20 protein-coding genes and 4 tRNA genes are annotated in these 15,472 nt (G+C 69.7%); 3 read left to right on the plus strand and 21 right to left on the minus strand.

The window, feature by feature from the left end:
• Nucleotides 1–38: 38 nt before the first annotated feature.
• The 11 genes from rplA to AB0J80_RS13310 form a co-directional block, all read right to left on the minus strand.
• Nucleotides 39–752 (minus strand): 50S ribosomal protein L1, encoded by a 714-nt coding sequence (gene rplA / locus AB0J80_RS13260; RefSeq protein WP_364704315.1) that lies wholly within the window; start codon nt 750–752, stop codon nt 39–41.
• A gap of 77 nt (nt 753–829) precedes the next feature.
• The gene (gene nusG / locus AB0J80_RS13265) at nt 830–1,564 is read right to left on the minus strand and encodes a transcription termination/antitermination protein NusG (protein ID WP_364704317.1); all 735 of its coding nucleotides are present in this window, start codon (nt 1,562–1,564) and stop codon (nt 830–832) included.
• Nucleotides 1,565–1,591: 27 nt separating this feature from the next.
• Nucleotides 1,592–1,975 carry a preprotein translocase subunit SecE gene (gene secE / locus AB0J80_RS13270; protein WP_364704319.1) on the minus strand — a complete coding sequence of 128 codons (384 nt, stop codon included), beginning with the start codon at nt 1,973–1,975 and terminating at the stop codon, nt 1,592–1,594.
• 113 nt (nt 1,976–2,088) lie between these two features.
• A tRNA-Trp gene (locus tag AB0J80_RS13275) sits at nt 2,089–2,161 on the minus strand.
• Between the two features lie 488 nt (nt 2,162–2,649).
• Entirely contained in the window at nt 2,650–3,045 is a 396-nt protein-coding gene (locus AB0J80_RS13280) for a MaoC/PaaZ C-terminal domain-containing protein (protein WP_364704321.1), read from the minus strand.
• 2 nt (nt 3,046–3,047) lie between these two features.
• Nucleotides 3,048–3,494 carry a MaoC family dehydratase N-terminal domain-containing protein gene (locus AB0J80_RS13285; RefSeq protein ID WP_364704323.1) on the minus strand — a complete coding sequence of 149 codons (447 nt, stop codon included), beginning with the start codon at nt 3,492–3,494 and terminating at the stop codon, nt 3,048–3,050.
• Between the two features lie 286 nt (nt 3,495–3,780).
• Nucleotides 3,781–3,948 (minus strand): 50S ribosomal protein L33, encoded by a 168-nt coding sequence (gene rpmG / locus AB0J80_RS13290; protein ID WP_015618978.1) that lies wholly within the window; start codon nt 3,946–3,948, stop codon nt 3,781–3,783.
• A 126-nt stretch (nt 3,949–4,074) separates the two neighbouring features.
• A tRNA-Met gene (locus tag AB0J80_RS13295) sits at nt 4,075–4,147 on the minus strand.
• A 46-nt stretch (nt 4,148–4,193) separates the two neighbouring features.
• A tRNA-Thr gene (locus AB0J80_RS13300) sits at nt 4,194–4,269 on the minus strand.
• A 114-nt stretch (nt 4,270–4,383) separates the two neighbouring features.
• Entirely contained in the window at nt 4,384–6,912 is a 2,529-nt protein-coding gene (locus AB0J80_RS13305; RefSeq protein ID WP_364704325.1) for an EAL domain-containing protein, read from the minus strand.
• A 57-nt stretch (nt 6,913–6,969) separates the two neighbouring features.
• The gene (locus AB0J80_RS13310; RefSeq protein WP_364704327.1) at nt 6,970–7,119 is read right to left on the minus strand and encodes a hypothetical protein; all 150 of its coding nucleotides are present in this window, start codon (nt 7,117–7,119) and stop codon (nt 6,970–6,972) included.
• Nucleotides 7,120–7,369: 250 nt separating this feature from the next.
• On the opposite strand from AB0J80_RS13310, the gene AB0J80_RS13315 reads away from it, so the two are divergent.
• Nucleotides 7,370–7,765: a hypothetical protein gene (locus tag AB0J80_RS13315; protein WP_364704329.1), complete on the plus strand. Its 396-nt coding sequence runs from the start codon at nt 7,370–7,372 to the stop codon at nt 7,763–7,765.
• On the opposite strand, the gene AB0J80_RS13320 is transcribed toward AB0J80_RS13315, so the two are convergent.
• From AB0J80_RS13320 to AB0J80_RS13330, 3 genes are read right to left on the minus strand one after another with little or no spacing between them, the layout of a single operon-like run.
• A complete protein-coding gene (locus AB0J80_RS13320; RefSeq protein ID WP_364704330.1) occupies nt 7,762–8,571 on the minus strand; it encodes a sulfurtransferase in 810 nt (269 codons plus the stop codon). The two genes, AB0J80_RS13315 and AB0J80_RS13320, sit on opposite strands and share 4 nt — an antisense overlap.
• A 16-nt stretch (nt 8,572–8,587) precedes the next feature.
• A complete protein-coding gene (locus AB0J80_RS13325) occupies nt 8,588–8,890 on the minus strand; it encodes a hypothetical protein (RefSeq protein WP_364704331.1) in 303 nt (100 codons plus the stop codon).
• A 30-nt stretch (nt 8,891–8,920) separates the two neighbouring features.
• Nucleotides 8,921–9,415, minus strand: coding sequence for a YajQ family cyclic di-GMP-binding protein (locus tag AB0J80_RS13330; RefSeq protein ID WP_364704332.1), 495 nt, complete (start codon nt 9,413–9,415; stop codon nt 8,921–8,923).
• A gap of 148 nt (nt 9,416–9,563) precedes the next feature.
• Between AB0J80_RS13330 and AB0J80_RS13335 the strand changes: the two genes are divergently transcribed.
• A tRNA-Tyr gene (locus tag AB0J80_RS13335) sits at nt 9,564–9,647 on the plus strand.
• 183 nt (nt 9,648–9,830) lie between these two features.
• A complete protein-coding gene (locus tag AB0J80_RS13340; RefSeq protein WP_364704334.1) occupies nt 9,831–10,352 on the plus strand; it encodes a hypothetical protein in 522 nt (173 codons plus the stop codon).
• Here AB0J80_RS13340 and AB0J80_RS13345 read toward each other — a convergent pair.
• The 7 genes from AB0J80_RS13345 to AB0J80_RS13375 form a co-directional block, all read right to left on the minus strand.
• Nucleotides 10,349–11,740, minus strand: coding sequence for an integrase (locus AB0J80_RS13345; protein WP_364704336.1), 1,392 nt, complete (start codon nt 11,738–11,740; stop codon nt 10,349–10,351). The two genes, AB0J80_RS13340 and AB0J80_RS13345, sit on opposite strands and share 4 nt — an antisense overlap.
• Nucleotides 11,737–11,925 carry an excisionase gene (locus tag AB0J80_RS13350; protein ID WP_364704338.1) on the minus strand — a complete coding sequence of 63 codons (189 nt, stop codon included), beginning with the start codon at nt 11,923–11,925 and terminating at the stop codon, nt 11,737–11,739. The genes AB0J80_RS13345 and AB0J80_RS13350 overlap by 4 nt, the downstream gene beginning before the upstream one ends.
• Nucleotides 11,926–12,156: 231 nt before the next feature.
• Nucleotides 12,157–13,257 carry an AAA family ATPase gene (locus AB0J80_RS13355; protein WP_364704340.1) on the minus strand — a complete coding sequence of 367 codons (1,101 nt, stop codon included), beginning with the start codon at nt 13,255–13,257 and terminating at the stop codon, nt 12,157–12,159.
• The gene (locus tag AB0J80_RS13360) at nt 13,254–14,417 is read right to left on the minus strand and encodes a bifunctional DNA primase/polymerase (protein WP_364704342.1); all 1,164 of its coding nucleotides are present in this window, start codon (nt 14,415–14,417) and stop codon (nt 13,254–13,256) included. The genes AB0J80_RS13355 and AB0J80_RS13360 overlap by 4 nt, the downstream gene beginning before the upstream one ends.
• Nucleotides 14,414–14,776 (minus strand): RRQRL motif-containing zinc-binding protein, encoded by a 363-nt coding sequence (locus AB0J80_RS13365; protein WP_364704344.1) that lies wholly within the window; start codon nt 14,774–14,776, stop codon nt 14,414–14,416. Before AB0J80_RS13365 ends, AB0J80_RS13360 begins: the two co-directional genes overlap by 4 nt.
• Entirely contained in the window at nt 14,776–15,177 is a 402-nt protein-coding gene (locus tag AB0J80_RS13370) for a hypothetical protein (protein ID WP_364704346.1), read from the minus strand. Before AB0J80_RS13370 ends, AB0J80_RS13365 begins: the two co-directional genes overlap by 1 nt.
• The gene (locus AB0J80_RS13375; protein ID WP_364704348.1) at nt 15,174–15,446 is read right to left on the minus strand and encodes a hypothetical protein; all 273 of its coding nucleotides are present in this window, start codon (nt 15,444–15,446) and stop codon (nt 15,174–15,176) included. The genes AB0J80_RS13370 and AB0J80_RS13375 overlap by 4 nt, the downstream gene beginning before the upstream one ends.
• Nucleotides 15,447–15,472: the final 26 nt, after the last annotated feature.

A 15,472-nucleotide genomic window follows, 5' to 3' on the forward strand; every position in this document is an offset into this window, starting at 1 on the left:
CGGGATGATCCCGGGGGCCTCCTGTGGATAACCGGCTGTCAGGCCTCGGCGCCGGCGGTCAGGTTCTTGGTCACGTTGGGGTCGACCGGCACGCCGGGGCCCATCGTGGTGCTGACCGTGACCTTCTTCAGGTACTTGCCCTTGGCCGCGGAGGGCTTGGCCCGCAGCACCTCGTCGAGCACGGCGCCGTAGTTCTCGACGAGCTGCTGCTCGCTGAACGACGCCTTGCCGATGATCAGGTGCAGGTTCGAGTGCTTGTCGACCCGGAAGGTGATCTTGCCGCCCTTGATGTCCGAGACCGCCTTGGTCACGTCCATGGTGACCGTGCCGGTCTTCGGGTTCGGCATGAGACCGCGGGGGCCGAGGATCCGGGCGATGCGGCCGATCTTGGCCATCTGGTCCGGGGTGGCGATCGCGGCGTCGAAGTCCAGCCAGCCGCCCTGGATGCGGGCGACGAGCTCGTCCGTGCCGACCTCGTCGGCGCCGGCCGCGACGGCCTCCTCGGCCTTCGCGCCCTGGGCGAAGACGATCACGCGGGCGGTCTTGCCGGTGCCGTGCGGCAGGTTGACGGTGCCACGCACCATCTGGTCCGCCTTACGGGGGTCGACGCCGAGGCGCATCGCGACCTCGACCGTCGCGTCGAACTTGGTGGGGCTGGACTCCTTCGCCAGCTTCACGGCCGCGACGGGCTCGTAGAGCTTCGAGGTGTCGATCTGCTCGGCGGCCTTGCGGTAGGCCTTGCTGCGCTGCATTTCACGTACTCCTGTGGTTGATGGCGGGACGCGCCCGTGCGCGCCCCTCCCACGACTTGCTGAGGGTGGTGCGTCAATCAGATCTTGGTGACCTGGTTGAAGTTCAGCTCGACCGGCGTCTCCCGGCCGAAGATGGATACCAGAACCTTCAACTTCTGCTGGTCGGCATTGATTTCCGAGATCGACGCCGGCAGCGAGGCGAAGGCACCGTCGGTGACCGTGACCGAGTCGCCGACCTCGAAGTCGAGCACCTTGACCTCGGGCTTCGCCTTCTTCTCCTCGGCCTCGACGGCCGGGGCCAGCCACTTCAGCACCTCGTCGAGCGACAGCGGCGCGGGCCGGTCGACCCGGTCGGTCGCGCCGACGAAGCCGGTGACGCCCGGGGTGTTGCGCACGCAGGAGTACGACTCCGGCGTGAGGTCCATCCGGACCAGGATGTAGCCCGGGAAGACCTTGGCCTGCACCTGGTTGCGCTTGCCGTTCTTGACCTCGACCTCTTCGCGGGTCGGCACCTCGACCTGGAAGATGTAGTCCTCCATGTCGAGGCTCGTGATCCGGGTCTCGAGGTTGGTCTTGACCTTGTTCTCGTAACCGGCGTACGAGTGCACCACGTACCAGTCGCCGGGGGCGTACCGCAGCTTCTGGCGCAGCTCGGCGACCGGGTCGTAGTCCTCGTCGACGTCGGGAGCCTCGGCAGCGGCGGGCTCAGCGGCGGCTGGCTCAGCGGCGGCCTCGACCGACTCCTCGTCGCCCGCCGTCGCCACCGAGGACTGCTCGTCGGCGGGGGCGGTCTCGTCGTCGTACTCAGGCACGCTTGCTCACTTCCGTAACTATCAGCTTCAGTTGCCGAACGTCGCCAGGATGGCCTTGCCGAACCCGAAATCCAGCACGGCGACGATCGCGGTCATCACGGTGACGAAGCCGATCACGACGGCGGTGTAGGTCAGCAATTCCTTGCGGGTCGGCCAGATGACCTTACGCAGCTCACTGACGACCTCGCGGAAGAAACCGCCGATGCGGCCGCCACGGCGGCCTTCCTTCGACTTCGGCTTGTCGGCGCTCTCGGTGCGCTCACGGACGGCGGTCCCGCCGCCACGCGTCACCGGCTCGCCGGCCTCGACGTCGTCGTCCCGGACGTCGTCGTCGGCGACTGCACCGTCGATCGCCTCGTCCTCGGGGCGGTCGCCTGCAGCGTCGTCACCGGGTCGCTTCCTCTCGGCCACTTCGCCCTCTTCCGTCGTCGGTCGGTGGATGTCGCAGCGCCCTACGCGGCGCTCGGTCGTACCGGCGGCCCGCGCCGGGCGGTCCGCCGCCGGGCCGATACGGGTTCGGTGCGCAGGGGTGACAGGACTTGAACCTGCAGCCTGCGGTTTTGGAGACCGCTGCTCTGCCAATTGAGCTACACCCCTACGTGGGGAACGGCCATGCCCCGCGCACGCTTCGCATGCGAAAGGCAGGGTCGATTACCCCACGGCGGACCAGTGTACGGGTTCGTCCTCGTGATTCCCAACCCGGCCCCGGTTCTCCGCTACGGAGGTTCGCCGGAGTGCGCGTCCCCGCGTCCGGCCGGGGTCGAGCGGGTCCGAGCGGGTCGCCGTCTCGGGCGCGTCCCGGGGTCGGTGGCCCTTCGGAAGGTTCCCGGCCCGCGTCCCGCAGCCCTCGTCGACCGCCTGGCCGCCGGGTCACGCGCCCCGGACCAGCCGCCAACCCGCAGTTCCCCGGCTCGCCCGCCCTGAGCCGGCCGCCAACCGACTGGCCGCCGGGTCATCCGCCCGGGACCGGCCGCCAACCCGCTGGTTTCCGGGTCGATGTGTCCCGAGGCCGGCCGCCACGGGCAGGGGGCGGCACAAGCATCCCGGGCCGGTCGACGGCCGGGCGGGTGGCGACCGGCGGCGGGTCAGCGTTTGCGGACCGTGGCCTTCGCCATGGCCAGGATCTTCTCGCCGTTGCAGGTCGCGGTGATGTCGATTTTGGTGAGGCCGTCGTCGGTGACTTCCTTGACGACGCCGCTCACGACCACCTCGGTGCCCTCGTCCGTGTCCGGGACCGGCACCGGGCGGGTGAAGCGGACGCCGTACTCGACCACGGCATCGGGGGCTCCGGCCCAGACGGCGACCGCGCGGCCGGCCAGGGCCATCGTGTACATGCCGTGGGCGATCACGCCGGGGAGGCCGACGCTCTTGGCGATCCGGTCGCTCCAGTGGATCGTGTTGAAGTCGCCGGACGCGCCCGCGTACCGGATCAGGTCGGCCCGGGTGACCCGGAAGGTCTGGGTGGGCAGTTCCTCGGCCATGGTCATTCCTCCCCGCGCTGGACGAGCTTGGACCAGACCGTGACGACGGGCTCGCCCGCGTCGGTGGTGACCTCGGTCCGGGTCGTGATGAAGTCGTGGCCGCCGCGCGTGGTGATCTCGTCGACGCTGTTGACGCAGACCAGCGCGTCGCCGGCGACGACCGGCCGGGTGTACGCGAACTTCTGGTCGCCGTGCACGACGCGGCTGTAGTCCAGGCCGAGGGCCGGGTCGGCGATGATCTGCCGGCTGGCGGCCATCGTGATCACCACCGGGAAGGTGGGCGGCGCGACGACGTCGGGATAACCGGCGGCGCGGGCGGCGGCGGGATCGTGATACTCCGCGTCGGTGGCGCCGATGGCAGTGGCGAACTCACGGATCTTCTCGCGGCCCACCAGGTAGGGCTCGGTGGCCGGCCAGCTGCGGCCGACGAAGGACTGGTCCAGGGGCATGAGGGGAACCTACCGTGCGGGCCGCCGGGACTTAAGAACCTGCACGCCCAACGCAGATTGAGGCGGTTGGGCGTGACGACCACTCCACGCCGGGACCGACGGCGACAACCCGCCGACCGGAGATCGCCCGGCAGGGTCGAGGGCCGGAGCGACAGGCACAAGCGCGGGCGGCAGGGCGGCGGCGAAGCCCGCAAACGGAGCCGGCGGCCGCCCGGGCCGCAGCGCCCGCAAACAGAACTGGCGGCCACCCCCGGTCAGGGGCGCCGCCAGTTCTGGAAGGCTCAGCTCAGCGCGTCTCGCGGTGCAGGGTGTGCCGGCCGTCCCGGGGGCAGAACTTCTTCAGCTCGATGCGGTCCGGGTCGTTGCGGCGGTTCTTGCGGGTGATGTAGTTGCGCTCCTTGCACTCCGTACACGCCAAGGTGATCTTGGGACGGACGTCGGTCGCCTTGGCCACGGCGGGGTGCCTTCCTGCTCACGGGGTTCACATACGGCATATCAGCGTAGACGCTTGCCACGCGGACATGCAAAACGCCGGACATTCGCCCGGGGTCGTACGGCATCCGGGACGCGTCCCGGACAGTAGCGGTGGCCGGACTTGAACCGGCGACACAGCGATTATGAGCCGCTTGCTCTGCCATCTGAGCTACACCGCCGCGCCAGGCTGAAATCCCGCGCCTGAGGGCGGATCACGAACCCGGTTGGAGCCCCCTTACGGAATCGAACCGTAGACCTTCTCCTTACCATGGAGACGCTCTGCCGACTGAGCTAAGGGGGCGCGCGCGATCTCTCGCTTGTTGCGCAGGGAGAAGCTTACACGGCCCCGCAGCCGAGGCGAAATCGGTACCCCGGCGCGGCGTACCCGCAGTTCAGAAAGCTGCCGAACGCCGGATCAGCCCACGGCACGCAGGCGCCGCACCTCGCCGGTGGGAGTCTCCTCCGGCTCCGTCTGGGCGCTCAGCCATGTGTTGAGCCGCTCCACCGGGAGTGGCCGGCTGAACAGATACCCCTGGCCGATCTCGCATCCGAGCTCGGCGAGCAGGTCGAGGGTCAGCTCGCTCTCCACGCCCTCGGCCACCACGGTGAGGCCGAACTCACGCGAGAGCCCGATCACCGCCCGCACGATCGCCAGGTCACCGGAGTCCGTCGCCATGCCCTGGACGAAACTGTCGTCGATCTTCACCTCCTGCACCGGCAGCTGCCTGAGGTAGGAGAGCGACGAGGCACCCGTACCGAAATCGTCGACCGAGAGGCGGACGCCCAGGTCTCGCAGGCGGTAGAGGGTGGGCAGGGCGCGCTCGATCTCGCCGAGCATGCCGGGCTCGGAGATCTCGAAGGTGACCTGGCCGGCCGGGACCCGGTAACGCTTCAGCAGCTCGTGCACCTGGTCCGGGAAACGGGGGTCCAGCAGGGTGCGGGCCGACAGGTTGACGGCGATGGACAGTGGCCGGCCGGCATCCGCCCATTCGCGACAGTGCCGCAGGCCGGCGGTGAGGACGACCTCGGTGAGCCGGTGCAGCTGGCCGGTGTGCTCGGCCACCGCCACGAAGTCCTCAGGAGACACTTCGCCGTGCGCCGGATGCTGCCAGCGGGCGAGACACTCGACGCCGATCAGATGACGGTCCTGAATGGAGACCTTGGGCTGGTAGTGCACCTCGAGCGCACCTTCGTCGAGGGCGCGGCGCAGGTCGGCGGCGAGGCCGAGGCGGCGGACCGCCCGGGACTCGAGGGCGGGATGGAAGAGCTGCACGCCGTACGGAAGCGCCTTGGCCGCATTGGCAGCGAGCTCGGCCCGGCGCAGCAGGGCGTCGGGATCGTCGCCGTGATCCGGATCGACGGCCACCCCGGAGGCCGCGTCGACGTCGAGGGTGAGGGAACCCACGGTCAGCGGGCCGCGCAGTTGTTCGCGCATCTCCGTCGCCAGCCGGACCACTTCTTCCGTGCTTCCCGACCGCAACGTGACGACGAACTCGTCGCCGCCGACCCGGCCCACCAGGGCGCCCGGACCAGCGATCGTCCGCAGCCGCCCGGCCACCTCGGCCAGCAGCTTGTCGCCGGCCGCGTTGCCCAGCGACTCGTTGACGTCACGCAGGCCGTCTACGTCGAAGAGGATGACCGCGACCACGTCGCCCGGTGCTCGCACCTTCACGGACTCGGCGAGCGCGTCGGTGACACGCCGCCGGTTCGGCAGGGAGGTCAGCCGATCGTGGTACGCGTCGTAGCGCAGCCGCTCGACCAGCCGGGAATTCTCGACCGCCACTGCGGCATGGGCGGCGATCGTCTCCAGCACCTGGACGTCGGCGTCGCGGAAGGGGGTGAACTCACCGAGCCGGTTGACGACCTCGAGGGTGCCCACGGGCGTCTGCCCGGAGCGCAGCGGCACCACGATGACGTCCCTGATCCGGGCGTCCCGCAGCGCCGGCCTCAGCTCCACGGTGCCGGGGAAGCGACTGCCCACTGCGACCGAACGGCCGCTGCGGGTCGCTTCCTCGCGCACCGCCACCGGCGTCGGAGAGATGTCCAGCAGGCCTTTGCCGTCGACCCGGGAAGTGAGCAGGACCTCGGGATGGCGCCCCTGTTCCGGCAGCCACAGAGTCGCGTACTCGGCCTGCATGATGCGGCGTACGGGCTCGAGCATGATGTCGGGGAGGCTGCCGTCGTTCCCTTGCTCCCGCATGGCCTTGGTCAGGTCGTAGACCTCGGTCAAGGTTCGGTGCCGGCGGAAGAACGCCGTGAAGGACCGCATCACGAACACCAGGGTCAGGACGAGAAGCCCCAGCGGGATCGCCGACCACCAGGTGGCGTCGAGCGCGATGATGAAGACGAGCCCGACGACGATGTTGACCGCCTCGGTGACACCTGTCCGGGATACGACCCGGAGGGCTTCCTGCCCCGCCTGACGGCCCTCGACCGCGGTGATCACGCCGGCATAGGAGATCCAGCTGACGGCCGTGGCCGTGGCGACACCTGCGGTGAGGATCGCCCAGGACCCGGGGCCGGCCCCGTGGATCTCCGGCAGGCAGGAGATGACCACCAGCGCGGCCGCCGTCCGCGCGGCTGATCTGGCGATGTTGTACGCGGACTTGGTGGTGTCCAAGTGCGACCGCAGCTGCGTCACGATGCTGGCCAGCGTCGCAGCCACGATGACGGCCGGCTTGGGCAGGAAGTAGATCGCCAGCATGAGCGGGATTTCGTTCAGGACGACCGCGAAGGACTGCCGCTTGACGACGATGTTCAGGACAGCGGTGTGCGCGAGGATGACTCCGAGGAAGGCGAGCACCGCGCCCGGCCAGGAACGCCACCAGTCCGGGTCATGGACCCAGTACACCACCAGGCAGACGATCGCGAAGATCGCCAGCGGGGACGTGACCAGCCACGCGTATTGGAAGGAGCGGCGAACGGACGATGATCGCCGTGCCATGGCACGCTCCTAGTCTTCAAAGCCCGTGCGGCACAGCCTGGAAGACCAGCTGACCGATCAGTTCCACTCGAGGTCGAGAAGCAGGGCTGAAACCGCGGCACGATCCGTCGGGGACTGCTGGGCGGAGACTGCCCCAGCGGTGCCGCCGACCAGTGCCGCGACGATGAGAACCAAACCGGCGAAGCGGCTCAGCCGTCGTGCGGACATGTTTGCTCCTCGGTGGGAAAGTGCGAGCGGGTTCCATGATGGTGCCACACACCGAGTACGTCGGACAGCGTGCGCAGGCGGGTCGAAGCCGCACATCCCAAAATCATGGCTGAACGGCTGAGGCGGTGTCACGGTGGCGCTCCGCATCATTGGTGGCTTTGCGTCTGAAATAAACGGAGAAGTGAGCCCAATTCGCATGCGATCGTCAGGTCAGCTTGACGTCAAGCCAGCCTGACGAGAGGCTACACAGGTGACTACTCCCGATGACCTTGAGCAACGGCACACGCTCTCCACCGCAACAACGCGTTACGACGAGCTGAGGATGCGGGACGCCCTGGCCACGATGGCCGGCGACGGCGAGAACCCGCCGCTCGGCCGCGAGGAGACCCTCGAGCTGCTCGCGCTCAGCGAGGTGGTGAGCCGGAAAGCGGGATACGGGCGCCAGGCGATGATCCGCTCGGCCCGCAGCGCGGGCGCCTCCTGGACCCAGATCGGCGCCGCCCTCGGCACCAGCAAGCAGGCAGCCTGGGAGGCCCATAACCGCTGGATCGAGGAGCAGACCCGCCAGCACGACGCCACCGGCTACCAGGGCCTCGGACCGGACGAGGCGGACGCCGCGCGCGGACTGGCCGGCGAGCCCGACTAGTCGCCGGTGGCGGCAGGCCGGCCCGTGGCGCTGTACTGCGACCACGACCCCGGATAGAGCCGGCCCACGCCGAGACCGGCATGCTCCATGGCGAGCAGATTGTGACAGGCCGTAACACCGGATCCGCAATAGGAAACGACGTCACTGCCTTCTCGAACACCCACAGCCCCGAAACGCTCGCGCAGCTCCGGCACCGGAAGGAACCTGCCCTTCTCGTCCAGATTCTCCCGGCACGGTAGATTGCGCGCCCCGGGGATATGCCCCGCCCGCGGATCGACCGGCTCCGTCTCCCCACGGAACCGCGGCCGATCGCGCGCATCGAGCACCACCGCACTGCCACCCGCGGCAGCGTCGATGTCGGCCAGCCGGTCACCCGGCCAGGGCCGGGCAGTGAAAACCGCGGGGGTCCGGGCGGTCGGCCCGCTCACCAGGTCTCCCCGGTACGCGCTGAGCCCGCCGTCCAGCAACGCGGCGTCGTGCCCGGTGACCCGCAGCATCCACACGAGCCGCGCCGCCACGACACCGCCCGCGTCGTCGTACCCGATGACCGTGTCCTCGTCGCCGATGCCGGCCGCGGCCATGCCCTCCGCGAAGACCTCCGGCTCGGGAAGCGGATGCCGGCCCTCCGCCGGCGAGGCGTGCCGGGCCAGCCACCGGTCCAGGTCCACGAAGACCGCACCGGGCAGATGACCCTCCTCGTACGCCTCCCGCCCCGACCGCCCGTCGAGGTACCAGCGCACGTCGGCCAGCACGACCCGGTCTTTGTGCTCCCGCACCCACTCGACGTCGACGACCGGACCGATCACCACGGCTCCCTCAGATCTACGTGTCCTCGCGCGGCCGCCCCCGCCGCGGCCGATACCTGATCAGGGCGACGGCCACCAACAGAATGGCGACCGCATTCATCACCAGGGCGGCCGTGCCGGCCATCAGCACCTGCCCCACGACCATCACCAGCAACGCCGCCCCGAACAACAGGTGGTACAGGGCGGCGTCGCGTACGCCCGGGAAGTTCCGCAGCGTGCTCGCCGGAGCCCGGCCGGTGGCCAGCATCTTCACTCCGAACAGCGCGAGCAGCAGCCCGATCCCGCCACCCACGACGAGCGTCGCCGCACCAAGGTCCATGACCCTCAGTCTGGACCGCGCCGAGCCGCCTTACCGGTAGTTCGTGAACTGCAGGGCGACGCCGAAGTCCTCCTGCTTGAGCAGGGCGATGACGGCCTGCAGGTCGTCCCGCTTCTTGCCGGTCACCCGCAGCTGGTCGCCCTGGATCTGGGCCTGCACGCCCTTGGGCCCGGCGTCACGGATCTTCTTGCTGATCGCCTTCGCCTTATCGGCTTCGATGCCCTCGACCACCTTGCAGTCGATCTTGTAGGTCTTCCCGGACTGCCGCGGCTCCCCCGCATCCAGCGACTTCAGCGAGATGTTCCGCTTGACCAGCTTCTCCTTGTAGACGTCGAGCGCGGCGACGGCCCGCTCCTCGGTCTCCGAGGTGATGGTGACCCCGTTCTCCCCCGCCTTCACGATGGAGGTCCCGGTCCCCCGGAAGTCGAACCGGGTACCGAGCTCCTTCTCCGCCTGATGGAAGGCGTTGTCCACCTCCTGAGCGTCGACCTTGCTCACGATGTCGAACGACGGGCTGGCTGCCATGATCAGACTCCTGCTGTGGGCCACGTATCGATGTCGACGAAGACCCCGCAGGGCCCCCGACATGCCGACCGTACCCGGTTGCAGAACCGGCCGCGGCTACGGCTATCCTGTTGTCCGCTGCCAAGGAACACCGAGGCGGCGATGCCCAGGCGGGTTGCCCGAGCGGCCAATGGGAGCGGACTGTAAATCCGTCGCGAAAGCTACAGAGGTTCGAATCCTCTACCCGCCACCACCGGCACGAAGAGGCCCCTCACCTGCTGAAACAGCGGGGAGGGGCTTCTTTCGTCGGTCTCAGTGAGTCTCACTCGGGACCGCTAGATCTCACTGGTCGTGTCGGATACGTGTCGGCCGGCCCCGGCCCCGGCCCCGGCCCCGGCTCCGCACGAACGCGGCCGCCTGTTGGCAGAATGCTTCGATGGCATGGGAATGGCTCGGTCCTGTAGCCACCGGGGTAGTAGGGGTCGTCGGTGTCCTCGGCACCACCTTGACTGCCGCCCTCGGGCGCCGAACGCAGCTAGACCTCGCTCGTGTCCAGGCCGCTGCGGAGAACCGCCGAGCCCTCATGCTGGACAAGCGATCTCTGTACGCCAAGCTCTTGCACCAAGCGGAGACGAATTTCAATCTAGCCTTGAGGGAATCAGCCATCCGTGGTCTTGCAGCCGAGGCAGAGGACGCGTACAGCAAGCGCCTCGTGGAAGTGGCCGATGAAGGAATGCGGGAGGCGACCGCTCTGCAGCGCTTAAGGCTTGAAGTAGGGATCGTCGGCGGCATCGAGATTGAGGATCACACTGCGAGCTTCGCCCTACGAATCCAGCAACTCGCGGGCGCGACGTCTGAAGTTGAACGGGGCCGCCTTATTGACGAGGCAAGCGACCTCCTCTCAGCCCTTACCAGGGCGCTTCACGCCGACCTGGAAGCGCACCGACGGGACGCCTAGCCAACTCGCAAGGCCGCCTCGACCCTTCGGCGCGACGCCTCATCCTGGCCGTAGATGCACTTCGCGTACACCCGCATGAGGACATGGACGCTATGCCCCGCCCACTCGGCAACCTGTGTCGCGGGAACGCCCGCGTTCAGCCATAGAGACACGGCGGCGTGCCGCAGGTCGTACGGGCGCTTAGCAAGCGGGGAGCGCACCTGCACGGGCGTGAGCGTGGCCTCACGCGCATCGCGCCACGCCTTGCCGTAGGAGTTGCTCGGGATGGGCTGACCGGCGGTCGGCACGTAGCGACCGCCTGGACCGCGCCGGGTGACGAACAGCCTTCCGTCGGGCGCGGGCTTGTACTCAGCGATGTGGTGGTCGAGTAAGCCACAGAGCGGCGGCGGCGCGGGCACCGGCCGGGTGGCGGTCTTCGCCCGGTGCTTGAGTCCGCGTCGCTCGATTGTGCCGTCTTGGTCGCCCCACCCGCGCCCTACGGCGACGGTTGAGCCGGTGAGGTGAAGTACGCCCCATCCTCCCTTGACCTTGGGTCGCTCGTACTCGTCTTGCCGTAGGTTCAGCACTTCCTCGGGCCGCAGCGCTGCGTAGTACATGCAGCCGAAGAACGCTTCTAGCTCGGGCGTGCGTTCGCGGACGGCGGCGAGCAGGGCTCGGGCCTGCTTCGGGTTGACCACGGCCTTGCGGTCGACCTCGTCGTCATGTTTTGGGACGACCCAGCTGACGAGGGACAGCGGGTGGACTTCCAAGAGTCGTAGTTCGACCGCGTATTTAAGGGCGCCGGAGAAGATCGCGCGTTTGCGGGCGATGGTGCTCGCGGACGCCGCTCCGCCGTCCTTCATCTTGAGTGCGATCGTGTCGAGGGCCTTCCTGACCAAGGCGGCATCGGTCAGGGCGGACAGGTCGACGGTGTTGGACTCCAGCCAGCGGGCAGCGGTCGCCAGTTCGGCCGGCGGGTCTCCGGCGTCCCGGCGGGCCTTGTTGAAAGACCAGCCGTAGAGCACGGCGCGCATGGCCTTCTCGCTCGGCGCTCCCCTACTGGTCGACAGCAGCGCCGGGGTGACGGTGGCCAGGGCCTCGGCGATGCCTTTGCGGTGTTTGGCTGAGGCGCGCGGCCATTTGACGTCGACGTAGGCGATCGCATGGTCGTACCAGGAGCGGGCGTTGCGGGCGCGGGCCATCGGTTCGGGCAGTCCGCAAGTCTCGTCGAACGCGACGCCTTCGCGCTGGGCGACGACGAGCTTCGACCGGAAGCTGTCGGCCAATGCCCGAGTGGCGAACGTGTCCCGAAACGGTTTTCCGGCGACGACCCACCGGACGGTGTATGAAGCGCCTTTGGCGAGCTTGTTGACCAACACACTGTGTACGCGGACATCGAAGGTGCTCATGCGGCTTGCGGCTCCTCACGGCTCGACAGCCAGGCGTCGAAGTCGGTGCGACGAATGCGAAGCTGACCGTTCGGCAGCTTGTAGGTGCGGGGTGCCTGACCGAGGGCCTTCCAGCGGAAGAAGGTTGACTTGGGGACGTCCAGCTCGGCGAGGAACTCAGTCAGGGTCAGGAAGTTGCGTGCCATCGGGGTTCCGACCTCCCTTGGCGATGTGCGGCGGCGGCGCTGAGTTGCACAGAGACAGGCGTGTGCGGCGGGAACGCGATCTGCCGAAGGCCGGAGGACCCCTACGACAAAGGGCCGCAGAACGGCACCCTGAAAGCCACGCTGAGCCAAGATCTCGGTCGTCGTGGTGTCTTCCTATGCGTGTGAGCTGAAACAGCCGGAGGCCCTTCTGTTTCAGCTGATCTGAGGGGTTCACGTCCACAAGCCGGGTGTCTCCGAGGTGTCCCCGCCCTTTTCGCTACTCACAGCTGGTTCGGGGACTCCGGGGACAGGGGGGACACCGGGGACTCGGTACCGGCCGCCGGTGTCGGCGGCGAGTTGCCCGTCGGCGAGCATCCGCTGGCAGGTCTTCTTGGTCAGGTCGTACGGCAGAGCCGCTCCGGCGGCGATCGCTTTCGGGGTGGAGCCGGGCGCGCCGCGCAGCCAGCGCAGGATCACGGCGCGGGTCTCGCCGACCTGGTGGTCTTCGGCGGGGCCGTCGAGCATCTGCCAGGCTCCGGCGGCGGGGTCGAAGCTGAGGGCGTACTCGTTCTCGTCGACGTCGCGGCCGGTGACGTGCAGCACGCCGTCGCCCTGGTTGCGGGCTCGCTTGAGTACGAGGGTGGCGTCGGCGGCTCCGGCGAGGCCGTTGGTGCCACTGACTTCGGTGAGGAAATCGTCGGATCCGGCCTTGCGGACGTGGTGGACGAGGACGAACGCGACGCCGTAGTCGTCGGCGACCTTCTTGGCCCGGCCGACGGCGGCGTAGTCCGCGTCGTAGGCCGAGGCGCCGGGGGCGGAGTTGCCGCGCAGTTTGGCGAACACGTCGATGATGACCATCCGCGCGGTCGGGTGGCGGTCAAGCCACGCGGCGATGGCCTGGTCCCCGCCTTGCGGCAGCGGCGGGCACTGGGTGGCGAGGGTGAGCCCGGCCGGGGCGGGCCGGTCGCCAAGGACTTTGCCGAGGCGTGATTGCAGGCGCCGGGCGGTGTCTTCCAGGGCGAGGTAGAGCACCGGCCCCGCCTCGACCGGGATGGACCCGAACGCAGTGCCGCCCAGGGCGACGTCGACGCCGAGGCCGAGCGACATCCAGGACTTGCCGACCTTCGGGGGGCCGCAGAGCAGGTTGACGCCTTCGGAGAGCACGCCGGGCACGGCCCACTTGGGTGGGGCGAACTCCATGGCCATGATGTCGGCGGCGGTCCACGAGGTGCGGATCCGGGCGGGCTGCTTGGGTGCGGGTGAGAGCACGTCGGCGGCGTCGTCGGGTCCGGCGACGTGCAGGGCGGGCCGGTCGGCCGGCACGGCGTTCACGCGGCCACCGTCCGGGGGCGGCGGGCACCGGCGGCGAGGCCTGAGCGGATCGTGCGCAACGTTTCGAAGCGGGTCAGCCCAATCGCCAACGCCACCTCTTCGAGCAGCGCGGCGGCCTGGTCCTCGGCGAGGGCGCCTCCGGCGGCGAGCTGGCCGAGGGCGACAGCGGAGACATATAGGGCGTGGTTCCGCTCCCCCTCGACCGCGTGCTGCAGGTGCTCGAGTTGGCGGCTGATCGCGGCGTCGATGTAGGCCCCGGCCCGGCCGCCGGGTAGGTCGACGGCGACCGGGCGTTGCGGCGGCAGCGGCGCCGGGGTGAGGCGTTCGGCGAGCCAGCCGGGCAGCTCGGCGACCTCGGCGTCGCGGGCGACGGTGTAGGGGCGTCCGGCGACGGTGGAGCCTGCGGCGACGACGTAGCCGCCGTGGGCGCGGGTGTCGATCAGCCAGCCGAGGCCGTTGCCGCGCTCCCCCGCCGTGTTGCGCAGCGCCGCACCCGTGGCGGGGTGCCGGTAGTAGAGGTGGGTGCCGCCCCGTCCGGTCGTGACGGTGTACGTGTCATCAGGAACCTGCTGTCCGGCGATCTCGCACACTTCGACAAGCACGTCGAAGCCGTCCTCAGCCGCCGGGTAGGGGCAGTCGGTCGGCGGGGTCTGGTCGGGCTTGCGCACGTCCAGGTCGACGACGACCAGGCCGGAGGGTCCGCAGGCGATACCGACGCCGTACGCGGTGGTGGCCCAGCCGCGCCGGATCCGGTCAGGGTCGGTAGTGGCGCGGGCTTCCCAACCGGTGTGCCCAGCGCGGCAGCGCGGATCGGTATGGGTGCAGGCGGCGGCGGGGTGGTCAGGGAAGGCGGGCCGCTTATCGTCGGGCCGTAGCGGGAAGACGTGCCAGCCGCGCGCGGCAGCGGCGAGGGCGACGTCGCGCAGGGAATCGTTGGCGTGCATAGGTTCCGACCTCCGGGTGTCGGGTGTGGACGGGCGGGCGCGAGGGTGTTTGTCGTGGGCGCAGGCGGCGCAGTCGCGGCGGCCGAGCCGGATTGGGTGGCCGCTGCCGGTGTCTTCGGCGGCGACCAGGCGCCCACAAACGTGGGGGTAGGGGTCGGTGGCGGGCACCAGGCGGCCGAGGGCTTTGCTCGCGCCGATCCAGTGCCCGCCTCTCATCGGGCGTCGTGGCAGGTCAGGCACTCGCCGAGCGAGCGCGGGATGTAGTAGGGCCGCAGCTGGCGACAGGTCGGGCAGGTGCGCCGGGCGCGCAGCGCAGCCCGTACGGCGCGCAGCTGGCCCGGGGTTGCCGGTTGCTTCGGTCGGGCGAGGTCGATGCGATACAGGTACGCGGCCCGGGTGCCGCCGACGCCGTGCCAGAGGATCTGCGCGGCGATCGGCTGACGGCCCGGGCGCAGGCCCTGTGCGCGCAGTTGGCGGCGGGTGGCGTAGCCCTGCGGTGCGCTGCGCCACCAGTAGGTCGGCAGGCCGTACCGGGTGCCCTCGGGATCCCAGTAGCGGGCGCGGATCCGCGACATCAGACGATCCCCCGGCCGCAGGATTTCCCGCCGGCCCGGGTGAGCTCCCTGGGTTCGGCAGCAGGATTTCCGGCGTGGCTGATCGCGGTCTGCTCGTGCCGGCCACTCAGCACGCCGGGCCGGATCGCGACAGCGCTGAGCAGCTGCCGCACGAGCCGCAGCGTCACGGTGACCTGCCAGCGGGCGCCGGTTTCGGTGTGGTGCAACGGGATTCGGGCGCGGATCTCGGCGTACTCGGTGTCGGCGGCGCGCACGCGGGTGATGACGGCCCGGCCGCCGATGCCGTCGGCGATCAGGTCGGTTGAGCGGTGCTCGGCCAGGTTGCAGCGGTGGTCGCGGGCGCACCACGAGGTGTGCGGGGTCGGGGTCCGGCGCAGCCGGGCCATCGTGCGGGCCTTCATCGGGTGCCCTTGTCGTGCAGCTCCCGCAGGCTGTTGATGATCCGGCGGCCGGTGCGTAAGCGGCGGCCGTCGCCGCCGCAGCGGCGGCACAGGCCGAACGCGCGGCCGAACGGGCTGCGGCGTTTGCCGCTGCCCTTGCACTTGCGGCAGGCGCCGAAGGGCCAGAGCCAGCACCCAAGGCCGTAACAGAGGGTGGCGATCACGGTGGCGAGGCAGAGCAGTCCGGTCAGGGTGGCTTCGGGGGTTGCGGTCGCGGCGAGGGCAGGCACAGCGGGCCTCCAGAGGGGCGTTTTTG

The sequence above is a fragment of the Actinoplanes sp. NPDC049548 genome (assembly GCF_040676695.1).
GTDB lineage: Bacteria > Actinomycetota > Actinomycetes > Mycobacteriales > Micromonosporaceae > Actinoplanes.